This is a genomic window from Providencia sp. PROV114 (assembly GCF_032704305.1).
Taxonomy (GTDB): domain Bacteria; phylum Pseudomonadota; class Gammaproteobacteria; order Enterobacterales; family Enterobacteriaceae; genus Providencia; species Providencia rettgeri.
This window is the reverse complement of the sequence record NZ_CP120528.1, coordinates 1027137-1050656: the sequence shown is the minus strand read 5'-3', so window position 1 is coordinate 1050656 and position 23520 is coordinate 1027137. Positions and strand designations below refer to the sequence as shown.

At 43.6% G+C, this 23520-nt stretch carries 17 protein-coding genes; 11 read left to right on the top strand and 6 right to left on the bottom strand.

From position 1 onward, the window contains the following. The first annotated feature begins 125 nt into the window (after positions 1 to 125). The 11 genes from P3L37_RS04555 (at position 126) to miaE (ending at position 18120) form a co-directional block, all read left to right on the top strand. On the top strand, positions 126 to 2921 hold the full coding sequence (locus P3L37_RS04555) for a xanthine dehydrogenase family protein molybdopterin-binding subunit (protein WP_109912019.1): 2796 nt from the start codon (positions 126 to 128) through the stop codon (positions 2919 to 2921). Beyond that, positions 2918 to 3469 (top strand): (2Fe-2S)-binding protein, encoded by a 552-nt coding sequence (locus P3L37_RS04550; RefSeq protein WP_109912018.1) that lies wholly within the window; start codon positions 2918 to 2920, stop codon positions 3467 to 3469. The genes P3L37_RS04555 and P3L37_RS04550 overlap by 4 nt, the downstream gene beginning before the upstream one ends. Continuing rightward, positions 3466 to 4701 carry a c-type cytochrome gene (locus tag P3L37_RS04545; RefSeq protein WP_110732223.1) on the top strand — a complete coding sequence of 412 codons (1236 nt, stop codon included), beginning with the start codon at positions 3466 to 3468 and terminating at the stop codon, positions 4699 to 4701. Before P3L37_RS04550 ends, P3L37_RS04545 begins: the two co-directional genes overlap by 4 nt. Positions 4702 to 5128: 427 nt before the next feature. After that, the gene (locus tag P3L37_RS04540) at positions 5129 to 8047 is read left to right on the top strand and encodes a xanthine dehydrogenase family protein molybdopterin-binding subunit (RefSeq protein WP_110732224.1); all 2919 of its coding nucleotides are present in this window, start codon (positions 5129 to 5131) and stop codon (positions 8045 to 8047) included. Then, positions 8044 to 8610, top strand: a complete 567-nt coding sequence (locus tag P3L37_RS04535; RefSeq protein WP_004260707.1) for a (2Fe-2S)-binding protein — start codon at positions 8044 to 8046, stop codon at positions 8608 to 8610. The genes P3L37_RS04540 and P3L37_RS04535 overlap by 4 nt, the downstream gene beginning before the upstream one ends. Before the next feature lie 11 nt (positions 8611 to 8621). Then, the gene (locus tag P3L37_RS04530; protein ID WP_231136630.1) at positions 8622 to 9941 is read left to right on the top strand and encodes a cytochrome c; all 1320 of its coding nucleotides are present in this window, start codon (positions 8622 to 8624) and stop codon (positions 9939 to 9941) included. 381 nt (positions 9942 to 10322) lie between these two features. Continuing rightward, entirely contained in the window at positions 10323 to 10796 is a 474-nt protein-coding gene (locus P3L37_RS04525) for a (2Fe-2S)-binding protein (protein WP_109912014.1), read from the top strand. Then, complete coding sequence (locus tag P3L37_RS04520; protein WP_109912013.1) at positions 10793 to 13069, top strand: xanthine dehydrogenase family protein molybdopterin-binding subunit; 2277 nt, start codon at positions 10793 to 10795, stop codon at positions 13067 to 13069. Before P3L37_RS04525 ends, P3L37_RS04520 begins: the two co-directional genes overlap by 4 nt. Continuing rightward, positions 13062 to 14360 carry a c-type cytochrome gene (locus tag P3L37_RS04515; RefSeq protein WP_272667441.1) on the top strand — a complete coding sequence of 433 codons (1299 nt, stop codon included), beginning with the start codon at positions 13062 to 13064 and terminating at the stop codon, positions 14358 to 14360. The genes P3L37_RS04520 and P3L37_RS04515 overlap by 8 nt, the downstream gene beginning before the upstream one ends. Before the next feature lie 426 nt (positions 14361 to 14786). Next, positions 14787 to 17354 carry a DNA mismatch repair protein MutS gene (gene mutS, locus P3L37_RS04510; protein ID WP_117162676.1) on the top strand — a complete coding sequence of 856 codons (2568 nt, stop codon included), beginning with the start codon at positions 14787 to 14789 and terminating at the stop codon, positions 17352 to 17354. 1 nt (position 17355) lies between these two features. After that, a complete protein-coding gene (gene miaE / locus P3L37_RS04505; RefSeq protein ID WP_117162675.1) occupies positions 17356 to 18120 on the top strand; it encodes a tRNA isopentenyl-2-thiomethyl-A-37 hydroxylase MiaE in 765 nt (254 codons plus the stop codon). A gap of 79 nt (positions 18121 to 18199) precedes the next feature. On the opposite strand, the gene rpoS is transcribed toward miaE, so the two are convergent. The 6 genes from rpoS to ispF form a co-directional block, all read right to left on the bottom strand. Continuing rightward, positions 18200 to 19186 carry an RNA polymerase sigma factor RpoS gene (gene rpoS, locus P3L37_RS04500; RefSeq protein WP_102140104.1) on the bottom strand — a complete coding sequence of 329 codons (987 nt, stop codon included), beginning with the start codon at positions 19184 to 19186 and terminating at the stop codon, positions 18200 to 18202. Between the two features lie 54 nt (positions 19187 to 19240). Beyond that, complete coding sequence (gene nlpD, locus P3L37_RS04495; protein ID WP_109912008.1) at positions 19241 to 20311, bottom strand: murein hydrolase activator NlpD; 1071 nt, start codon at positions 20309 to 20311, stop codon at positions 19241 to 19243. A 307-nt stretch (positions 20312 to 20618) separates the two neighbouring features. Beyond that, a complete protein-coding gene (locus tag P3L37_RS04490) occupies positions 20619 to 21245 on the bottom strand; it encodes a protein-L-isoaspartate(D-aspartate) O-methyltransferase (protein WP_004913875.1) in 627 nt (208 codons plus the stop codon). Continuing rightward, positions 21242 to 22003, bottom strand: a complete 762-nt coding sequence (gene surE, locus P3L37_RS04485) for a 5'/3'-nucleotidase SurE (RefSeq protein ID WP_109912007.1) — start codon at positions 22001 to 22003, stop codon at positions 21242 to 21244. Before surE ends, P3L37_RS04490 begins: the two co-directional genes overlap by 4 nt. After that, the gene (gene truD, locus P3L37_RS04480) at positions 21981 to 23039 is read right to left on the bottom strand and encodes a tRNA pseudouridine(13) synthase TruD (protein WP_109912006.1); all 1059 of its coding nucleotides are present in this window, start codon (positions 23037 to 23039) and stop codon (positions 21981 to 21983) included. The genes surE and truD overlap by 23 nt, the downstream gene beginning before the upstream one ends. Next, positions 23005 to 23517, bottom strand: coding sequence for a 2-C-methyl-D-erythritol 2,4-cyclodiphosphate synthase (gene ispF / locus P3L37_RS04475; RefSeq protein ID WP_272667442.1), 513 nt, complete (start codon positions 23515 to 23517; stop codon positions 23005 to 23007). The genes truD and ispF overlap by 35 nt, the downstream gene beginning before the upstream one ends. Between the last annotated feature and the right edge of the window lie 3 nt (positions 23518 to 23520).

Below are 23520 nucleotides of genomic sequence, written 5' to 3'. Positions count from 1 at the left end.
ACTACCTATCATTAATTTGAAAATTATTAAGAGAAGTATAATATTAACGTGATACAAATAATTTTTTCGATATGACTATAAAAATAAAAATACCGATGTAATAAAAATAAGTGTAAGGGTGTATTATGAGCAAAAGCAATGTCGAACTCTCCCGCAGACACTTTCTAAAATGTGCCGTTATAGCGGGAATATCTGTTTATTTAGCCCCTTTGTATAGCCGTGCTTTTGATGTGCTATTCGAAGAAAAAATCCTTCAATCTCCTGACTGGAATCCAGTCGATAAACAAATCAAATTTCGTATTGATGGGTTTGCCAAAGTCCAAGGGGAGAAAGTCTTTGCCAGAGACATTCGCGCACGCGATATTCCTCACTGGCCAAAACAGCAAGGTCATGCATTTTTACTACGCGTAACTCAAGCCGATAAAATTTACCAAGGCTTTAATCTTGATCTGCTGAAAGATGGCCTCATGCCTGACCGCATCGTAACCGCGAGCGACTTAGAAAAAGATGGTGTCGCTTTCCCTGAATTTTATGGCGATGATTTATTGCTTCCGGAAGGGAAAACCCCCGCTTACCTTGGCCAAGCCGTTGCATTATTGATTTACCATGATTTTGCTAAATTCCGCTTTGCCAAAGAAACCCTAAAATTCCGTGACGATGTTATCCAATACGGTGCATTTACCGGCCCACTGGAACGGGACCCATGGGGAAGCTACCGTGGCGTGCGAATTGGCAGTGAAAATCCTTATGATCCTGATATTTACTCAAGCCTAAAAGATATGCCAATCTCCCCTATTGGCATGAAAAAACACTTGCCCGTTTGGCCAGAAGGCCGTGAAGGTGGGAAATTAGATCAACAAGGCATGCTATATGCTGATGAACTCGCCAAACAGTTGGAAAATCCGCCAGAAGACTGGCTCGTAATCAAACGAAAATACTTTTCTCAATCGATTGATACTGCTGCCTTAGAGCCTGATAACGCTAACGGTTGGTACGACGTCAAAACACAGTCATTCCATCTGGTTATTCCTACGCAGTCCCCTCAGGAAGTGGCGGAATCATTACCCGAGATGCTGGCAAAATCGCATTTCCCAATTAAACAAATTTTCCTACACCCTTGTTTCACAGTTGGTTATGGTTCTAAAGACCATACCCCATTCCCGTATTATGGTGCGATGGCAACGTTATATGGTGACGGAGTTCCTATTCGTCTGGCTAATGACCGCTATGAACAATTTCAATCCACCATCAAACGCCATGCTTTTGATATGGATTACACCTTAGCGGTGAATAAGAAAACACAGAAAATCGAAGCCCTTTCAGCGTCTTTTATTGGTGATGGCGGTGGCCGCTGTAATTTTACACCTTCCGTTGTCATGGTTGGCGCAACAGGCGCCCAAGCTATCTATTACATTCCGCGTAGTGATTTATCTGCGGTCGGTATTGCATCACGAGCCGTGGATGCGGGTTCAGCCCGCGGTTATGGCACCTTACAAGCCATGGCAGCAACCGATATGTTGATGGAAGAAGCTGCAAAACTACTCAAAGCCGACCCCATTGAGTTCCGTCTTAAAAATATCATCAAGTCTGGGATGAAAAATACCCAAGGGGCAATCCCTGGCGGTGCAATTCGTGCCGATGAAGTGTTAACCCGCTGCGCTGCCCATCCAATGTGGACTGACAGAACCAAGCGTAAAGCTGATTTTGAAGCAAAAAATAGCGGTAAACTATTCGGTACTGGGATTTCTTGTGTGCAAAAAGACTTCGGGACAGGTGCGGAATCCTCCTTTGCTCGTGTAGAACTTACCCCTGAGGGTAAAATTGCTATTTACCATAGTGGTGCAGAAATTGGTACGGGCATGTCCACGTCCCAATCGGTGGTTTGCGCTAAATGGTTAGGAAAACCTGCGGAACAAGCTCATTTTTCGGTTGTAGATTGGTCAATTTTACCTATGGTGTCGACAGGTAACCCGTTTGCCATGTCACAAGATGAGCAAAACCACCTCGCGCAAAACCCATTATGGACACCGAATTACTGCTCACCGGCAAGCGCCAGTAATTCAGCCTATTATTTCACTCATAGTACAGACGCAGCCGCACGCATTATATTTGAGCATGGGTTATGGCCCGCTGCAATGTCAATTTGGCAAGAAGGCATTGGTGGCGGACAAGCTGCCCCTCTAGTTGTTCGCCGTGAAGATGCACGTTGGGTTGCTGAAGGCTTAACGGCTGATGGGCTTGAGGTGCTTAGCTTACAGCGCTTAATTGAACGCACTTTTGCAATGGGCGGGGTAACTGGCGCAGTGTGCCACGTATTTAACCGCTGGCAATGGGCTGAAGCCGATTTCCCTATTCAGGGTGAAACTCGCCGTTTACCGATTGATGGGCTATCACTACGATTTGCCGATAAAGAATACCAAGTTTGCCACCGTGAAAAAGCCTATTACCCTGATACGCAAAGAAATAATGCCGGAGTCACTTACTACAGTGCAGTCGCTACCGTGAGTGAGCTATCCATTGATAAGGCAACTGGACAAGTCGAATTGCTGAATCACCATAGCGTAGTGGAGTGCGGTAACCTTATCGTGCCACAACTGGTTTCAGGGCAAATTCAAGGTGGTTTAGCAATGGGGATCGGCCATGCCCTCCATGAATATTTACCTCTCTACGAAGATGGTCCCGGTAATGGGACGTGGAACTTCAACCGTTATCATCTCCCTCTAGCCAGCGACGTTGCCGTTTGGCAGCAAACCAATGAAGTCCTACCAGGACTTTCGGATACAGACCCGCCAAAAGGCGTTGCTGAGGTTGTTATGATCCCGGTGGTTTCATCCATCGTCAATGCCATTGCAGATGCAACTGGTCATCATTTCTTGCATTTGCCTGTACGCGCAAAAGACATTTTAGAGGTAATATCATGAGCCTAAATTTCCTTCCCCTCACTTTAACCATTAATGGCCAACAGTATGGACCAATGGACGTGCCTGAAGGCCTCATGATGATCGACTTCCTTCATGAATATGTTGACCTAACGGGTTCTCGTCTAGGCTGTGGCCAAGGGATCTGCCATGCTTGCGTCGTTATCTTAGATAACCCATCCGGCACCAGCGAAGAGATCCGCACCTGTATTACTGGCGCGCATTTTTTCAATAATAAAAGTATTCGAACTATCGAAGGGGCTGCCACCAAAGAAGAAAACGGGGAAGTAAAATTATCCCCAGTTCAGCAAGCTTTTGTTGAACATTTTAGTTTTCAGTGTGGCTACTGTACCCCAGGGTTTGTGAATGCGGCTACCGTGTTTATTGAAGAACTTCAGCGAAACCCCATTGCAGAAGCGGACTTAGAAGATGCTATCAAGCAAGCCCTAAATAACCATATTTGCCGCTGCACAGGCTATGTACGCTATTATGAAGCGGTACGTGACGTTGTTCTGGCGACTCCTGGTCTTATCAAGGAGGCAATAAAATGATCAAACGAATTATTTTATGGTTGATAGCCATCGCTATCATCGTTTGGGCGGTGCTGTATTGGTATGAAAGCCGTACCTTAGATGGTCCGGTACAAAAAGTGACAGCGACGCCACAGGAAATTGAGCGAGGCCGTTATCTCACCCTTGCCGGTGACTGCGCTGCGTGCCACACCAGTGCTGATGGTGCGCCATTAGCCGGTGGTTTTCCACTTGATACCCCATTTGGTACTATCTACAGCAGTAACTTAACCCCTTCAGCCGACTTTGGTATCGGTCGCTGGACAAAAGATGATTTTTATAAAGCACTGACCCAAGGTATCTCTCCACCGAGTAAAAATCTTTACCCGGCAATGCCTTATACGTCTTACAAAGGGATCACTCGTGAAGATTCTGACGCTATTTACAGTTATTTGATGAGCCAACCAGCGGTTGATGTCGCGCCACCTGAAAATTCATTGCCATTCCCACTAAACCAACGTATGGCCATGATTGGCTGGAATTTATTGTTTTTTAATGATAAACCACTCCCAAATAGCTCACAAGGTAGCTCCCCTGAATGGTTACGTGGTCGGTATTTAGTTAACGTATTAGAGCATTGTGCTGAATGCCATACGCCAAGAGGAAAACTGGGTGAAATGGATTTAGATAACTTTATGCAAGGCGGCGCTTTAGGTCGTTTTGTGGCGCCGGATATTACCCCAAAAGCGCTTGCAGAGCGAGGATGGACAAAAGAAGATTTACAGCAGTTTTTCATGACTGGGCTCGCTCCGCAAGGTTCCGCCTACAGTGATATGCACCCTGTAATTTATCTGAGTTCACAACATTTAACCCCAGAGGATAATAGCGCTATAGCCACCTATTTAATGGGCGATAACCCACCAGCAACTTCGCCATTAAGAATGGGGGAAGGTAGCGCTCAAGGACGCCAAATTTATTTAGAAACCTGCTCAGGTTGCCACTCCTATGATGGCAGTGGTAAACCGAATGTGGCGGTGGCAATGAAAGGAAATTCGACATTGCGTGATGCGGATAGCACTAACCTAATTAATGCGATTTTAGATGGTTTGCCTGAACAACCATTCCCTAATAACCAAAACATGCAAAGTATGCCCGGGTTTGCCAATAAGCTAAATGACCAACAAATTAGCGACTTAGTGAACTTCCTTCGCGTTCAATGGGGAGGACAACCTGCGGATGTCACCCCAGAGCAGATTAAATCTTTGCGTCAATAATGACGAAAAATGAACTATCTGGCTTGTTAATATTTAACGAGCCAGATAATTCTCTAATTAATGTCCATATAATAATATGCTTTATATAATAAAATACATATTGATTTAATTATTCATTAATAAGAACTACTATCATTTAAATAAATTACATTTGAATAAAACTCAGTTATTTTATTCAATACTGTCATATTAAGATGACTCCAACAGTATTATTCACTTTCTTGTCTAAATCCCTTTACTCGTTCTTGATATATCAATACAGATACCCATACTATTTATGTAACTTACTGAGCTATCTGATATTAGTCATCGAATTGTGAGCCAATTTAATCGAAATAAAACAATCTTACAGTGCATGGCTAAAAAGTATTATTTATCTCCATTGTTCATAATAAAAAACCCTAAAAATATAATCAGGGAGCACACTATGTCGGGACATATTTCTAGACGCAATTTTATCAAATTAGGCACTATTGCGGGCATTGCAGTGATGGTCGGCAAACTCCCTTTTGCGATAGCAATGGAGCTCGATTCTGACTCTCCATCAACTGATTGGATTGGTCAAAATGGTAAAGCACGTTTTCGCTGGGATGGCGTTGAAAAGGTCACTGGCCGTAAAAATTTTGCTCGTGATTACCGCGCTAAAGACATCCCTGGCTGGCCTAAAAAACAAAGCTATGCCTTTATGTTAAAAGCAACAGAGGCAGATAAAACCTTTGAAGGTATTGATATTTCAATGTTAGGTCCAAATTTACAGCCTGATAAAGTTGTTTTACAAGAAGACCTTATCCGTGATGGCTTAAATATCCCTCAAGACACCAGTATGGGAAAAGGCTTCTATGGCACTAATATTTTAGTGCCTCTAGGGGATACCCCGCCAATTATTGGCCACCCAGTTGCTATCTTGATTTATCATGATTTCGATAAATACAGTGCAGCGCAGCGGATGTTACGCTTTGCGACAAATACCGTAAAATATGGAACGGTGACAGGGCCAAAACCGCCCGCTAATTACGGTGCCGCGCGATATGTGCGTATTGGTGGTAACACTCCACTTTCGCCTTCTATCTTTTCCCCTTATCAAGATTCAGGTATTAAAGGCGGATTCGATGGCAATACACCTATTTGGCCACCTTATGACCCAAAACACGCCATTTCTATTCCGCCAGTGATCCGTAAAGATCGTGGTGGTGGTTTTATTCAAGCCCTTCATCAGGCAGAAAAAAGTCCTGATAAACAAGAAAAAGCGATGGATTACGCACGACAAATTGAGCAAGAAATCGCAGCCGCTCGTCAGGATCCCGATAAGTTTGTGATTGAGCGCCATGGTTTTTCACAATCCATTGACCCTTGTGCAATGGAGCCTGATAACTGTAATACTTGGTATGACGCTCAAACCAAAACACTGCATATCTTAACCGCGACACAGTCTCCTGCAGGAGTCGTCAACGCCGCTGCTGAGTTATCGAAGCACAACAAACATTTTTCCGTCGAGAACATTGTGCTATTAACTGGTTCGACCGTCGGTTATGGCTCAAAAGATTATTCGGTTTTTCCTTTCTATTCCATGGTCGCCAGTTTCTACGCTGATGGCTTGCCTGTTCGCATGGCAAATGACCGTTATGAACAATTCCAGATGGGAATGAAACGCCACTCCATTGAAATGGATGTCACGATCATTGGTGATAAAAAAACGGGCAAATTTGATGTATTAAAAGGCACTTATAACTGTAATGGTGGCGGCCGTGAAAACCTCTCCGTTGCCGTATCACACGTTGCGGTACGTGGCGCCCAATCTATTTATTATTTCCCTAAATCTGATCTTACCGCTCTCGCCATGGCCACTCCGGCTGTCGAAGCGGGCTCAATGCGTGGCTTTGGTTCCTTACAATCGATGGCAGTCACTGAATTGATGGTCGATGAAATCGCTCATAACCTCAATATTGACCCGATTGAACTACGCCGCCGTAATGCCATTTTAGAAGGTTATCCAAATACACAAGGAGGTGTAATAGCCGGTGACCCACGCAATGTCGAAATGTTAAATCTTGCGGAAAAGCACCCGATTTGGGTCGATCGTGAGAAAAATAAAGTTGATTATGAAGCGAAAAACCCCGGTAAGCTATATGGTGTTGGCTTTGCGCAAGTGCAGCAAGTTTATGGCTCTAGCGGTGTTCCTACGATTCTTTCTCTTGAATTTGATACCAATGGTAAACTCACTATGCGCCATTGCATGCAAGAGATTGGTACCGGTGGTACAACCGCACAGCAAGTGATGGTATGGCAAGCACTCAGCAAAGCCCCTGATGTGGTTGAGTTTGGGGTAACTGAATTTGCAGAACTGCCACTCAAAACCAGTTGGGCAGATCAGAAAAAACAAGACGAACTGTCAAAAACGGATCCCTATTGGACACCTGCTCTGATCCCTGACATGAGTTCATCGAGTGGTGTTTATTATATTGGGTTTGGTACACGCCAAGCGGGCCATTTCTTATTGGAAAATACCCTATGGCCTGCAGCCAAAAGCATTTGGAGCGAAGGCCCTGGTGGCGGTGCTTTCAACGGCTTAAATGTTGAATTTGCAGACATTCGTGTCGGGCCAGATGGTATTGGTGGCGGCGGAATGAAACCCATTCCTTTTGACATTTTAGCCAAAAGAGCCCATGAGATGGGACTCATCACCGGGGTTGCTGTTCATGGCTATTCAAGCTGGCAGTGGGCTCGCGCAGAGTTCGATATCCCAACTGTCGGTTTGAAAAACCTCCCTCTTGATGCAATATCCGTTCGTTATGGTGACGGTGCGCCGCAGGAACTGAAAAAACAGATGACCACTGGCGGTTACCATTTTATTAAACGTAAAATTGCCTATTACCCTCCAACACAACGCGCAAAAGCGGACCCAACAACGGTCACACCCGCTTCTTGCCTAGTCGAGCTCAATGTCAACACCATGACGGGTGAGGTCGATGTCATGCGCCATCATATGATTATGGACCCCGGTACGATGATTGTCCCTGAATTGGTTTCAGGCCAAATTCAAGGGGGGACCGCGATGGGTATTGGCCACGCATTGATGGAAGAATTACCACTGTATGAAGATGGGCCAGGTAACGGAACATGGAACTTTAATCGCTATGTCCTGCCGCGAGCAAAAGATGTTGCGGTTTGGCAGCAAACCATTGATTACTTACCTCCGCTATCAGAAACTTCACCACCAAAAGGCATGGCTGAACTGGGCATGATCCCAATCTTACCTGCGACGAGTAACGCATTAACCCATGCGACAGGCAAGCGTTTCTATGAATTCCCTATTACGGTAGATAAAATTAAAAAGGCACTCTCATGAAAATCAACAATGCCGTTCCGATTATTGAGCGCAAGCCACTCACACTGACTATTAACGGCCAAAAAATTGGTCCTATTGATGTCCCTGTTGGGATGCCAATGATTGAGTTTCTACATGAATACCTTGACCTCACCGGCACTCACTTTGGTTGCGGCCAAGGGATCTGCCATGCTTGCACCATTATGGAAATTCAGCCCGATGGCACAACGGTTGAAAGCCGCACTTGTATCTTTGGTGCCCATTATTTCAATAATAAAAATATTGTTACCATCGAAGGGCAAGCCAAACTGGATGAACAAGGCAAAGTCGTTGAGTTAACGCCAATTCAACAAGCTTTCATCGAAAACTTTTCATTCCAGTGTGGCTATTGTGCTCCCGGTTTCGTCACAGGTGCGACAGTATTTCTTGATAAACTGAAGAAAAACCCAGTGAAGCGAGACCAACTCGAACATGCGATTGAAGAAGCCCTCAATGAGCATATTTGCCGTTGTACAGGTTATGTACGCTATTATGAAGCTGTGAGGAAAGTCGCTCTCGACACTCCCGGCTGCGTGATCGACTAGGGAGAAACATCATGGCTAAATCCAGCTCTCTACGTAAAAGCATTTATATTATTATCTTATTATTTATCGTATTAATGCTTGCGATCCTATTTGGTGCTTTTCGTACTTCCAGTATCGGCCCTAATTTAGATAAACCACTGACTTCAGAAGAAGTCGCCAAATTACTGCCAAGAGGGCAAGAATTGGCCACCGCTGGAGATTGCTTTGGTTGCCACTCATTACCTGAAGGGCCATTGGCTGCGGGCGGGCGCGCTATCGGAACCCCTTTCGGCACCATTTACTCCACAAATATAACGCCTGATAAGCAATTTGGTATCGGTAACTATACCCGTGCTGATTTCCATCGTGCTTTGAAAGACGGAATTGGCAAAGAAAGAGGTAATCTCTACCCTGCCATGCCGTTTGTATTTACCCATATGACGACATCGGATGATATTGATGCCCTGTATGCTTATGTGATGTCACTTCCGCCAATCAATGTGCCAAACAAAGAAAATACAGGTGTATTTGTCCTACCCGTTCGCCCATTTATGAACTTCTGGACTTTGCTCAATTTCCCTAAACAAAATGCGCCTCATGACCCACAACGTTCTGCCGAGTGGAACCGAGGTGCTTATATTGTTGAAGGTCTAGCGCACTGCGGCGCTTGTCACTCACCACGTAACTTAATGATGGGTGTCGAGTTTTCACGGTCACTTCAAGGGGGGGAAGAAGCCGGCTTAGCGATCCCTGATATCACGGCCGAAGCGCTTTCCAAACATGGATACGATACCGCCTCCTTGAGCCAGTTTTTACTTACAGGTAATGCCCCGCAAGGCTCTGCATTTGCAGATATGAGCACAGTGACTCATTTTTCGACTAGTCAGATGAAAAAAAGCGATGTTGATGACATGGCGATTTATTTAATGACGGATAAACAAGGAAAAATACTTGGCGCCAAAGCTTCGCCTGCTCCATTGCCAGAGGCAAACTCATCAGAAGTGGGTGATGTCAGTCAAATCATGGAAACTGGCCGCTTAATGTATATGTCTACCTGCGCAGGCTGCCACGGGATCACCGGAGAAGGTGTACCTAATGGCATTCCAGCGTTAAAAGGTAACGCCATCTTAGCAATGGACAGCCCTGAAACCTTTATCAGTGTAGTGTTAACGGGTATTCCAACCACCACTTTCCCAAATGGGCAACGTATGTATGCGATGCCAAGTTTTGCTGATGATTTAACGCCACAAGAAATGGCAGATTTAATATCATGGGCGCGCGCCGAATGGGGGGGACAAGGTAAACCCGTCACCGCCGAACAAGTTGAGAAACTGAAAAAAGCGGCGCAGTAATCATTCGTCGCTTCTCTTCAAATAACTTATTTATTGAAGGGAAGCGACATTATTATTTTCATTGATACATTCAAGTGAAATATATCAACGCACCCCACATTAAATAAGAATTTCAAATTAAAGATATTCACTTATTTCTATTAAAAGAAAACCAATATATAAACTGGGTTTCCTCTCACTTCGCCTGACTCAAACATTCACGCAATCCATGAGTATTTTCCAATATTAACCTTCATTAATAAGTACTTACTAAATACCTAACAAAAATTTCCCTTAGCACATACAGTCACAATTCAAATTAATAACCTATGTTATAGTTAATATACAAATAATAACATTAGATTATCATTTATTGTGATTAGCAATGTGAAAGGAAAATATATGCAACTAAATATCAATGGAAGATGGATTGAACTAAGCAATATTTCTCCATCAACACCACTTCTTTACGTATTACGTAATGATTTAAAACTCAATAGCCCTAAATATGGCTGCGGTTTAGGCGAATGTGGCGCTTGTAGTGTACTTATCGATGGCAAAGTCGTTCGCTCGTGTTCAACACCGGTATCAACAGTAGAAAATAGAAAAATTACCACGCTTGAAGGCATTAGTGATAGCGAGACACTCCATCCTGTGCAACAAGGATTTATTGATGAGCAAGCAGCACAATGTGGTTATTGTACGAATGGCATGATAATGACATTGGTTGCTCTGTTTAAACGTACCCCTAATGCAAGTGAAGAAGAGATAAAAAAAGAACTCGCTTTTAATTTATGCCGTTGTGGAACCCATGTAGAAATATTAAAAGCAGCTAAAAAAGCTAAAATGATCATCGCACAAGGTGGTAAAGCATGAGCATTTTAGATATCACTCGACGCCGTTTGCTGCAAGCTGGTGGGCTCATCGTTGTCAGTAACATGTTGCCTTCCATTTCATTTGCAGCAGAAAAGATACCAAACAAAAATGCGGCTATTCCTCTTAATTATGTCGATAGTTTTATTGCTCTTGCCGCTGATGGTTCGGTGACTGCATTTAATGGTCACGTGGATTTAGGTACAGGAATTCGTACCTCACTTGCACAAATTGTCGCTGATGAAATTGGTGTCTCTTTTGAATCAGTAACAATGATACTTGGGGATCCACAAAGTACACCGGATCAAGGGCCGACTATCGCCAGTGCGACCATTCAGGTCACGTCTATCCCCTTACGCCATGCTGCTGCTCAAGTTCGCATGCAGCTAACATCTCTTGCTGCCAAAGCGTTAAATGTGCCAATGGAAGCCGTTCGAGCACAGCATGGATATGTTTTTGTCACCGCCCAACCTGAACGTCGTTTGAGTTATGCGCAATTGGCAAAAGGACAAGATCTCCATTTTGAATTAGATGAAAACGTAACTTTAAGACCCGCTTCTGAAGCTATTTATGTCGGAAAGCCGATTCAACGCGTAGATATTCGTGCAAAAGTAACGGGTGAGTTGACTTGGGTACATGATATGCGAGTACCTGATATGTTACATGGAAGAGTTATTCGTCCTCCTTATTCAGGTGCAGACAGTAGCGCACCGCTTGGAAATAGTTTGCTTTCGATTGATGAAAGTTCTATTGCTCACCTAAAAGGCATTGTAAAAATTGTACGCATTAATGACTTTGTTGGTGTCGTTGCCGAACGTGAAGAACAAGCGATAGACGCTATGCGTCAGTTAAAAATTCAATGGAAAGAATGGCAAGGATTACCCGATTTAACCCTCGATAAGCTTCATGACACCCTTGATGCATTACCCAGCCAAGATAGAGTATTACGAGATGATGACGGTGTTGACAGCGCCTTAGCCAATTTACATAAAACTGTGAATGCAGACTATGTTTGGCCATACCATTTACACGCATCAATTGGGCCATCTTGCGCTATCGCAGATGTCCGCGACGATAAAGTCGATGTCTGGTCAGGCACACAAAACCCTCATGACCTGCGAAAAGATTTAGCACTACAACTCGATAGAGACCTATATCAAATACACATTCATCGCATGGAAGCATCAGGGTGCTATGGTCGTAACTGTGCTGATGACGTGGCAGCCGATGCCGTTTTACTGTCTCAAGCGACAGGACGACCTGTGCGAGTGCAATTAATGCGAGAACAAGAAGCGGGTTGGGAGCCAAAAGGCACCGGCCAATTGATTAAAATTCGAGGGGGAATTGATCAAAATAATGATGTCAGCGCTTACGAACTCAGTACTCGTTATCCATCAAATAACGCCGCTACTTTATCGTTGATTTTAACTGGGAAAAAAGAAAATAAACCGGATATTCAACAGATGGGAGACCGCACGGCTATCCCTCAATATCGATACCCACATATGCGCGTTATCGCTAAAGATACCGCGCCTGTTGTTAGGGCATCATGGATGCGCGGAGTTTCAGCACTTCCAAATGTATTTGCTCATGAATCTTGGATTGATGAAGTTGCTTATTTAGCACAGCAAGATCCTATAGCATACCGCTTAAAATATTTAGATGATCCTCGAGCTATCGCTTTAATTAGTGCCGTGAAAAAACAGGCGAATTGGGTTGATGGGCCGATGCATCAAAAACCATCCCCTGTCACCGAAGAAATTGTGAGTGGTCGAGGGTTTGCCTGGGCGCGTTATTTCCACAGTAAATTTCCGGGTTTTGGTGCTGCATGGGCAGCTTGGGTCTGCGACTTAACTGTTAATCGCCGAACAGGACAAGTGCTTATCAAAAAAGTCTATGTCGCTCATGATTGTGGCCAAATGGTTAACCCAGATGGCGTTAAACACCAAGTCCATGGAAACATTATTCAATCCTGTAGCCGGGTATTAAAAGAGTTTGCCACCTTTGATAAATCAGGCACAACCTCCCTTGAATGGGGCGGATACCCTATTCTACGTTTCGATGAGTTACCCGAAATTGATATTCAATTAATGGAGTATCCCAATGAACCCCCTATGGGAGCGGGCGAATCTGCATCAGTACCAAGCGCTGCCGCGGTAGCAAATGCGCTATTTGATGCATTAGGTGTGCGTATGCGAGAAGTTCCATTTACCCCTGAACGTATTCTGCGAGCAGTAGGTATGGCAGCCAAGAACCAAGGAGTGGCTCATGAGTAAGGCAAAAAAAATATTTGGCTACAGTGCGCTTGCTATCGTTATTGTTGCGGTGGGGGGACTCGCGCTGAGTTGGCAATCTGCCATTGAGCCATTACACACTAATTCGACACAAAGTTTTACTGACGCTCAAATTGCCCGTGGTGAAAAATTAGCGGCACTAGGCGATTGTGCCGTTTGCCATACGCGGCCTGGCGGTGAAACAAATACCGGGGGCTTTGCGATGGAGATCCCCTTCGGCACGATTTACACCACAAATATAACACCTGATATAGAAACAGGCATTGGCAGCTGGTCATATGAAGCGTTTGAACGGGCTATGCGTTATGGTGTTGATCGTGAGGGGAATTATTTATACCCTGCGTTCCCTTACACGGCTTTTACTCATACTTCCGATGATGATTTATATGACCTCTATGCATGGTTAATGAGCCAAAAACCCGTTCGTTATCAACCACCAAAGACATCGTTAAACTTTCCCTTTAATATTCGCCAAGGAATTTGGGCATGGAATCAGCTGTATTTAACCGCCGGGCCAATAAAACCAAACAGTTCACAAACTGATGAATGGAACCGAGGTGCATACCTTACCGAAGGGCTCGGCCATTGCAGCGCTTGCCACTCCCCACGTGATATATTATTTGGTGAAAAAGGCGGAGATAGCCACTTGATGGGTGGAGATGCTGAAGGATGGAGTGCACCAGCGCTGCGAGGTGACCAAGCCTCACCTGTTGCTTGGAGCCATCAGGATATGGCGGAGTTTTTGCGTACGGGATTCTCGGCTAACCACGGCGTCGCAGCAGGCCCAATGGCACCAGTCATCAGAGAAGGAACCTCTCAACTAACCGAAGAAGATAGACAAGCTATTGCAACTTATTTGACTTCTGAAGTTGAGCATCCGCAGGTCACATCTCAAGCCGTAACAATCGTACAGCAAACAGAAGATAAAATTGAACCACTCTCTACTGAAGGGGCAAGGTTGTATTCAGGGGCTTGTATGGCATGCCATGCCCAAACGAAAGGTGCGCAAATGTCAGGTGTACGACCCGCTTTAGCCTTAAATACGAATCTTTATGCAGGTACCCCAGATAATGCCATTCGCGTTGTATTAAATGGAATTGAGTATGAGGCAACAGAAGGGCTCGGCAGCATGCCTGCTTTTCGTCATAATTTAAGTGATCAGCAAATAGCAGTACTCTTAAATTATCTAAGAACAACGTTTACTGACAAGTCACCATGGCCTGATTTGGAACAACAAGTTAGCCAGCTACGCGCGGAAACAGCAGCTAAATAATCCGTTCATCTTTAGCGTAAATAGCGGTCATATCTATGACTGTTATTTACGCTATTTATATCTACTCAAGAAAATGAGATATTCCATCTCAAAAAAGAAATAACTAAAAGCACGACTTATTATTTTCTGTAATGCCTAAATAACTCTCAAACTAAGCAGATATCTACCAATTATTATTTAGTGGTTATCGTGAACCTATTTTCTAGATGAGGAAAAAACATACACTCTACTTAACAATATTTCAGACTATTAATGACCAAACACGCATTGTCCCTGTGATAATCACGTCATACTATAGAGAATTGCATGGCTAACACGTTTGCCTACTCTCATTTGTTGCGATTTGTGGTATTTTAGTCTCTGAAAATAATCGTCAAATACACTCACAGAATTTAGTTAACTCAATACGTTAAAACAGACAATACTATGACTGATAAGCAAAGTTTCGAATCCCATACACCAATGATGCAGCAGTATCTAAAACTAAAAGCACAACATTCAGACATACTGCTGTTTTATCGCATGGGTGACTTCTACGAACTGTTTTTTGATGACGCTAAAAAAGCCTCTCAATTATTGGATATTTCCCTCACTAAGCGGGGGCAATCTGCAGGGCAACCGATCCCTATGGCCGGTGTTCCCCACCATGCTGCCGAGGGTTACTTAGCCAAATTAGTACAAATGGGGGAATCCGTCGCCATTTGTGAGCAAATTGGCGACCCAGCCACCAGCAAAGGGCCGGTTGAGCGCCAAGTAGTGCGTATTGTCACCCCGGGAACTATCACCGATGAAGCGCTATTAAATGAAAGGCAAGACAACCTGTTAGCCGCAGTATGGCAAGACCAACAAGGTTTTGGTTTCGCAACGTTAGATATCACCTCAGGGCGTTTTATTATTAGTGAAATCGCCGATGAAGAAGCACTGCAAGCTGAGCTGCAACGCACCCGCCCGGCTGAACTTCTGTATCCAGAAGACTTCGCCAGTATGGCATTAATTGAACACAATAAAGGCTTGCGCCGCCGCCCATTGTGGGAATATGAGCTTGATACGGCAAAACAACAGCTCGGTTTACAGTTTGGTACGAAAGATTTAATCGGCTTTGGGGTTGAAGATGCCCATAAAGCGCTCAGAGCTGCGGGTTGCTTATTACAATATGTGAAAGACACACAACGCACGTCACTGCCCCATATTCGCAGCATTGTGATGGAAAAACAAAATGATAATGTCATTTTAGATGCAGCAACTCGTCGCAATTTAGAGATCACCCAAAACCTTGCAGGTGGCACAGAAAACACACTCGCCGCCATTTTAGATAGGTGTGTGACTCCGATGGGTAGCCGTATGCTAAAACGTTGGTTACATACCCCATTACGTAACATTCAAATATTAAATAACCGCCAACAAGCTATCAGTGCACTGCAAGAATGCGGCTTTGAATTACAACCATTTTTACGTCAAATCGGCGATTTAGAACGGGTATTAGCGCGCTTAGCGCTGCGTTCAGCTCGCCCACGTGACTTAACCCGTATGCGTTACGCATTCCAGCAATACCAAGATATTCATCAAATACTGAGCCAATCGAGTAGTTCGTATTTACAAGCCCTTCAAAATCGTATTGGCCAGTTTGATGAGCTACAAGACTTACTTGAAAAAGCCATTATTGATGCACCACCCGTGTTGGTACGTGATGGCGGTGTTATCGCCCCAGGTTATAATAGTGAGCTTGATGAATGGCGCGCCCTTGCTGATGGAGCAACTGACTACCTCGATAGGCTCGAAATACGCGAAAGAGAAAAATTGGGGATCGATACCCTAAAAGTTGGTTATAACGCTGTTCATGGCTACTATATTCAAGTTAGCCGAGGCCAAAGCCATTTAACACCTATCCATTACGTCCGTCGCCAAACGTTAAAAAATGCGGAACGCTATATCATTCCTGAACTCAAAGAGTATGAAGATAAGGTATTGACATCAAAAGGAAAAGCGTTAGCCATTGAAAAAGCACTGTATGATGAGTTATTTGACATGCTATTACCTCATCTTGCTGCGCTGCAAACCAGTGCCGAAGCTCTCGCTGAGTTAGATGTCCTAGCCAACCTAGCTGAAAGAGCACAAACTCTAGGTTATGCTTGTCCACAACTCACTGAAAAACCAGGTATCCAAATTACTGAAGGTCGCCACCCTGTGGTTGAACAAGTACTCAGTGAGCCGTTTATTTCCAACCCGTTATCACTATCGCCACAACGTCGTTTATTGATCATAACAGGTCCAAATATGGGCGGTAAAAGTACCTATATGCGCCAAACAGCATTGATTACCCTGTTAGCGTACATCGGTAGTTTTGTCCCTGCAAGCAAAGCGGTGATAGGCCCAATCGACCGTATTTTTACCCGCGTCGGTGCCTCTGACGACCTTGCATCTGGCCGTTCAACCTTCATGGTCGAAATGACAGAAACCGCGAATATTCTTCATAATGCAACAGAACATAGCTTAGTACTGATGGATGAAATTGGTCGCGGAACGTCAACCTATGATGGTCTTTCCCTTGCTTGGGCTTGCGCCGAAAACTTAGTTAATAAAATCAAGGCAATGACGTTATTTGCAACGCATTATTTTGAATTAACAACACTACCTGAAAAACTCGAAGGTGCGGTCAATATTCACCTAGATGCTATTGAGCACGGTGATACCATTGCCTTTATGCATAATGTTCAAGATGGCGCCGCCAGCAAAAGCTATGGCCTTGCTGTCGCTTCTCTTGCGGGTGTACCAAAAGATGTGATTAAACGGGCAAAACAAAAGCTTAAAGAACTCGAAGTTATCTCAAACAATGCCAATGCAAGTCATGTAGATAGCGCCCAGCTTAGTTTTTTAACCACAGAAGATGCTGAACCCTCACCCGTACTCAGCGCATTGGAAGGGATTGACCCAGATAAGCTCACACCCCGCCAAGCTCTAGATTGGATTTATCGGTTAAAAGATATGGATAACTAAGATGGATGAGTATACACAATTACTCGCACCAATCAGGCAGTTTTTGCAATGTGAAACGCCTGATTTGTGGGTAGAAAAAGCCAGTTTGCCTGAGAACTTGCCCATTATTTTAAAAGATCATCTGTTATGTGAATTAAAAGCCGCGCAAAGTGCCATGTTTTTAATTCGCAAGTATGCTGTCGATAAAGAAAGTGCTGCAGTGCTACTTGAATGGTTTAAACCTTATGAATCATTTGCTTATGACAGGGTTGGTGACATCCATACATTAAGAAACAAAAATCAGGTTTCTAAACAAATATTGGCAAAAAAACAATCACCTTATAGCCAAGATTTAATTGATAAAATGGTCTTGCTGATCAAAGAAGAGCTTCATCATTTTTACCAAGTTTTAGAGATTATGCATGAACGTAATATTCCATATGATGGTATCACTGCAGGCCGTTATGCTAAAGGGTTGTTGAGCCATATCGACCCTCACGATCCAAAAACCTTAGTTGATAAACTAATTATTGGTGCTTATATCGAAGCGCGTTCTTGTGAGCGCTTTGCTAAACTAGCCCCATTTCTTGATGAACAGCTGGCAAATTTTTATATTTCGTTATTACGCTCAGAAGCTCGCCACTATCAAGATTATTTACACTTAGCGCAATTAATTAGCAAACAAGATATTACTGAGCGAGTTAATTATTTTGGTACTATTGAAGCAGAATTAATTTCGACACCTGATGATGATTTTAAATTTCATAGTGGACTCCCCATTAACTAAGTTCATTCTTTATTACTTATAAATAAAAGGCCCCTATAAACCTTAGCTTATAGGAGCCTTTAGCTATCTAATTAACACCTTACATATTAAATAGCGACTCTAGGGTCAACTCTTCACCATGTAAAATATCCTTTAATCGCTTTAAACCTTCAACTTGGATCTGGCGAACACGTTCTCTTGTTAACCCAATTTCACGGCCAACTTCTTCCAGAGTTTCAGCTTCATAGCCTAAAAGCCCAAAACGTCGTGCTAAAACCTCCCTCTGTTTTGGGTTCAATTCATATAACCACTTAACAATATTATCTTTTAAGTCATTATCTTGAATTGTATTTTCTGGACCTGAATCATTATCATCAGACAATACCTCAAGCAAAGATTTCTCTGAGTCCCCTGCAATTGGTGTATCAACAGATGTGATACGTTCATTTAAACGTAACATCCTACTGACATCTTCAACAGGTTTATCTAGCTGCTCAGCGATCTCTTCAGGGCTTGGCTCATGGTCCAACTTTTGGGCTAATTCACGTGCAGTACGAAGGTAAATATTGAGTTCTTTAACGATATGAATAGGAAGGCGAATAGTTCGAGTTTGGTTCATGATAGCGCGTTCGATCGTTTGACGGATCCACCACGTTGCATACGTTGAGAAGCGAAACCCTTTTTCAGGATCAAACTTTTCAACTGCGCGAATCAACCCAAGGTTCCCTTCTTCAATCAAATCGAGTAATGCAAGACCTCGATTATTATAACGACGTGATATTTTTACAACGAGACGGAGGTTGCTTTCTATCATACGCTGTCGTGATGCAATATCACCACGCAATGCACGTCTTGCATAGAAAACTTCTTCTTCTGCTGTAAGGAGTGGTGAGAACCCAATTTCACTAAGATAAATTTGAGTGGCATCCAGAACACGCTGATTTGTGTTCTGGAGTAAATCCATTTCGTCATCTAGCTCAGTAACCAGATCCTCTTCTTTAAACTGACTCTCGTCAAAAGTGTCATTTAAATTACTTTCATCGAGGTCATTATATAACTCGTTAACTTTCAGCGAACTTTGGCTCATCAGTGACTCCTACCCTAGATAATGCGGACAGAATGTCAAAGCACTCTGCCCAGTTTATCGTTGCGGCAAATAGCGCAACGGGTTTACTGATTTTCCCTTGTAACGAATTTCAAAGTGTAATCTAACCGAACTGGTTCCAGTACTACCCATAGTAGCTATTTTTTGACCTGCAGTGACGTCCTGCTGATCACGCACAAGCAATGTGTCATTGTGGGCATAAGCACTTAGGTAGTCATCGTTATGTTTTATAATTATTAGATTTCCGTATCCACGCAAAGCATTACCTGCGTAAACGACTTTTCCTGGCGCAGCAGCGAGCACAGCTTGACCACGAGAACCGGCTATGTCTACCCCTTTGTTCCCGCCTTGAGCGTCAGAGAAACCTTCAATCATTTTCCCATCAGCTGGCCAACGCCATTTTATTGACGAATTATTCGTGCTACTGACTGCGGTAGAAGCGGTTGTTGTCGAGGTTGTTGTTGTCGTTGAAACTTGCGTTGCAGGTTTCTTATTATTAGGCAACATTTTACCTGAGGTTTGACCACCACTATTTGCAGGATACTCATTAGTTGTTCGAAGATCAACCGCTTGCTGATGACTATTTGATGAATTTGCGGCTAATTGAGTGCTCGAGTTCACATTTGTGTTACCAATATTAATAACCTGTCCTACATTGAGGCTGTATGGTTCTGGAATATTGTTTCGCGATGCTAACTCACGGAAATCATTACCTGTTAAGTATGCAATATAGAATAGTGTGTCACCACGCTGCACCGTATAACTATTACCGCTATAACTACCTTTTGGAATACTGCCATAGTCACGGTTATAGACAATGCGCCCTTCACCATTGGTTGTTACTGGTGCTGAACTACGACTTACAGGTTGTGTATTTGAATTATTCGATATATTAGGACGAGACGACGGCATTGCCGTGCTCATACCCGTATTTGGTGACGAGGCCGGTGTCGTCCTTTGCACCGTTTGCTGGCGAGACTGACTATCATTCACACTCGAAATAGGTGCTGCTGTATGATACGGTGTAGAACAACCAGCCAATAGCGCTCCGCTAAATGAAAAGATGACGGCCCATCGAATTCTGCTTATAGGGCTAACAATTTTCATGCTTCTTCTCCCGTGAAGAAAAATCTGACGTGACAATTCAAAACAATGTCAGCAATAGAGTTATCATAAAATATTTCACTTATTAAAGCAGAAATACAAAATAGTGAACAAGTTAAATATATTAAAAATATAATAAATTGAGAGTATGACCTAACGCTTTAAGCTATTCTCTCAAATTCAGTTGGGTAAAGTATCATATTTGGAATGGTTTTACTGCTATTTGAGTTAATGAAACCTTTGCAATGATATTTTATTTAAACCCATTATAAAAATAGTCAGGCTTTTATTAAATATCATTGCAAGTAGATTAAAGAAGATCACCCGCGATCAATGGGACAAAACGAACTTTTTCGATAACATTAGTATGGTAATCATTACCTCGTCGGGTAATTAGCTTTAGTGCTTGTTCTTTATCACCGACAGGTAGAACCATTCGCCCACCATCTTTTAATTGCCCTAATAGTAGAGTTGGTATTTCTGTTGGTGCTGCAGTAACAATGATGGCATCAAAGGGGCCTTTTGATTGCCAACCTTCCCAACCATCACCATGACGAGTTGAAACATTGTGTAAATCAAGTTGCTTCAAGCGCCGTTTAGCCGCCCATTGCAAGCTCTTCACCCGCTCAACAGAAAAAACGTGCTTAACCAAGTGAGCCAATACTGCGGTTTGATACCCTGAACCAGTTCCTATCTCAAGAACGTGATCATCCGGTGCTAAAGCCAATAGCGCTGTCATTTTAGCAACAATATAGGGCTGTGAAATAGTTTGCCCATGACCAATAGGTAATGGGATATTGTCATAGGCTTTATGGGAGAGCGCTTCATCCACAAACCGTTCCCGAGGAACAAGTGAAATGGCATCTAATAGGCGCTCATCGTGAATTCCCTGTTGGCGTAATTGAGCCAAAAGTTCTTTCATGAGCCCTGTTTTCATTTTACTGACACTCCTGATTTTTCGAGCCACTCTTCCACTAGTGAGTGTGCTTTATAAGCGGTTAGGTCAACTTGTAATGGCGTAATTGAAACGTACCCATTTTGTACAGCCTCAAAATCCGTTCCCGGACTGGCATCACGGATCTCCCCAACTGGCCCTAGCCAATACAATGTATTCCCTTTTGGGTCCTCTAGGCTATACACCTCAGAAGCGGCATGACGACTGCCACAGCGAGTGACTTTGATACCTTTAATTTCTTCGTACGGGATATCCGGTACATTTATATTTAAGATATTCCCTGCACGCAATGGGTTCTTCTGTAAGAGCGCAAGAATATCGCATGTCACTTTCGCCGCACTTTCATAATGCGTTTCGCCATCTAACGATACCGCAATTGAAGGTAAACCTAAATGACGGCCTTCAGTTGCCGCTGCAACAGTACCTGAATAAATAACATCATCCCCTAAATTAGGGCCACAGTTAATACCAGAGACAACAATATCAGGACGTGGACGTACTACTTTATTAACCCCAATATAGACACAATCTGTTGGCGTTCCCTCTTGTACAGCAAGGTCACCATTAATTAGTGTTTGAATTTTAAGTGGTTTATCTAATGTTAATGCATTAGAAGCCCCACTACGATTGCGATCAGGCGCAATCACCTGAACATGATAATATTGGCGTAGCGCTGCCGCGAGGGTTTGAATCCCGGGCGCATTTACCCCATCGTCATTACTCAATAAAATCTTTAGCATCGACATTATCCTGCCCATTTTGATTAATAATTTCTCTCACAACACTGGTTGCAAAACAACCTGAGTTTAAGAAAAAATTCAGTTTTACCGTCGAGTCGTCCAACCATTCCCACTGTAAGTTTTTAGGTTTAGTTATCACCGCTCGTCTAGCTGGAGAAACTCGTTCACGCTGCATTAAAGAGATAAAGGGTTGATAATCCGCTAAACACTGAGTTTCAAATGCCAGTGCTTCATCCTGAGTTCCCAACTCCCCATCACCCGGTAATGGCGCGGTAATGCTTAATTCGTTGGACTCTAGGCGAGGTTGCAATGTAGCAAACTCATCTTGTGTCGCGACAAACCAACTTCCTCTACCGGTTAATTGCAATGCGTCTCCCAACATCACGTGTTGAGCGGTATTATTTGCAATACGTTCGCTTGCCACATGGTTAAACATTGCACTACGAGCAGCTGAAAGATAGAAGCTACGCTTGTTGCGTTCACGTACGTTGGTTTCTTGGTTTGCCCAACGTAACGCTTGCGTTAAATTTTGTCCATCACGCCCAAAACGTTGTTCACCAAAGTAATTAGGCACCCCTGTTAATGCAACTTTCTGTAAACGCTGTTCAACATCTTTTGCATCCGAAATATCACGCAACGTTATTTCAAACTGGTTTCCTTTCAAGGAACCAATACGTAATTTGCGTTTTTGCCGAGTAACAGCCAGTATTCGGCAGCCTTCGAGTTGCCAAGTCGAAAAAACAGGTGTTTCTTTACCCGGCATTTGCAGGCAAAACCACTGCTCTGTCACTGCATGCCTATCTTTTAAACCTGCGTAACTGACAGCTCTCGCTGAAATTTTAGCAAATTTTGCTAGTTGTTCAGCAACAAACACGGTATTACAGCCTGTTTTTTCCACACGAACCATAACATGTTCGCCTTCGCCATCTAGCTCAAAGCCTAAATCTTCTTTGACGATAAAATCTTCAGGGACACTTTTTAACGTGCCAGAAGATAATGGCTTACCATGCAGGTACTGAACATTCATTACTTTCATTACTATTATCTTTTATTAAAAGAACAACCGCAGCACAGGCAATGCCTTCTTTACGCCCCACAAAACCGAGTTGCTCTGTTGTGGTCGCTTTCGCATTCACATCATCCATGTGGCACTCAAGATCTTCGGCAATATTCACACGCATCTGAGCGATATGAGGCAACATTTTTGGCGCCTGAGCCATGATAGTAATATCAATGTTACCAATGCGATACCCTTTGGCACGCACATGGCAAAATGCGTCTCTCAATAAGACTCGGCTATCCGCCCCTTTATATGCAGGGTTCGTATCAGGGAATAATTTACCAATATCCCCCAGTGCAGCAGCGCCGAGAATTGCATCGGTTAACGCGTGTAAGACCACATCACCGTCAGAATGCGCGAGCAAACCTTGTTCATAAGGGATACGCACGCCACCAATGATGATAGGGCCTTCGCCACCAAATTTGTGTACGTCAAAACCGTGTCCGATTCTCATTTT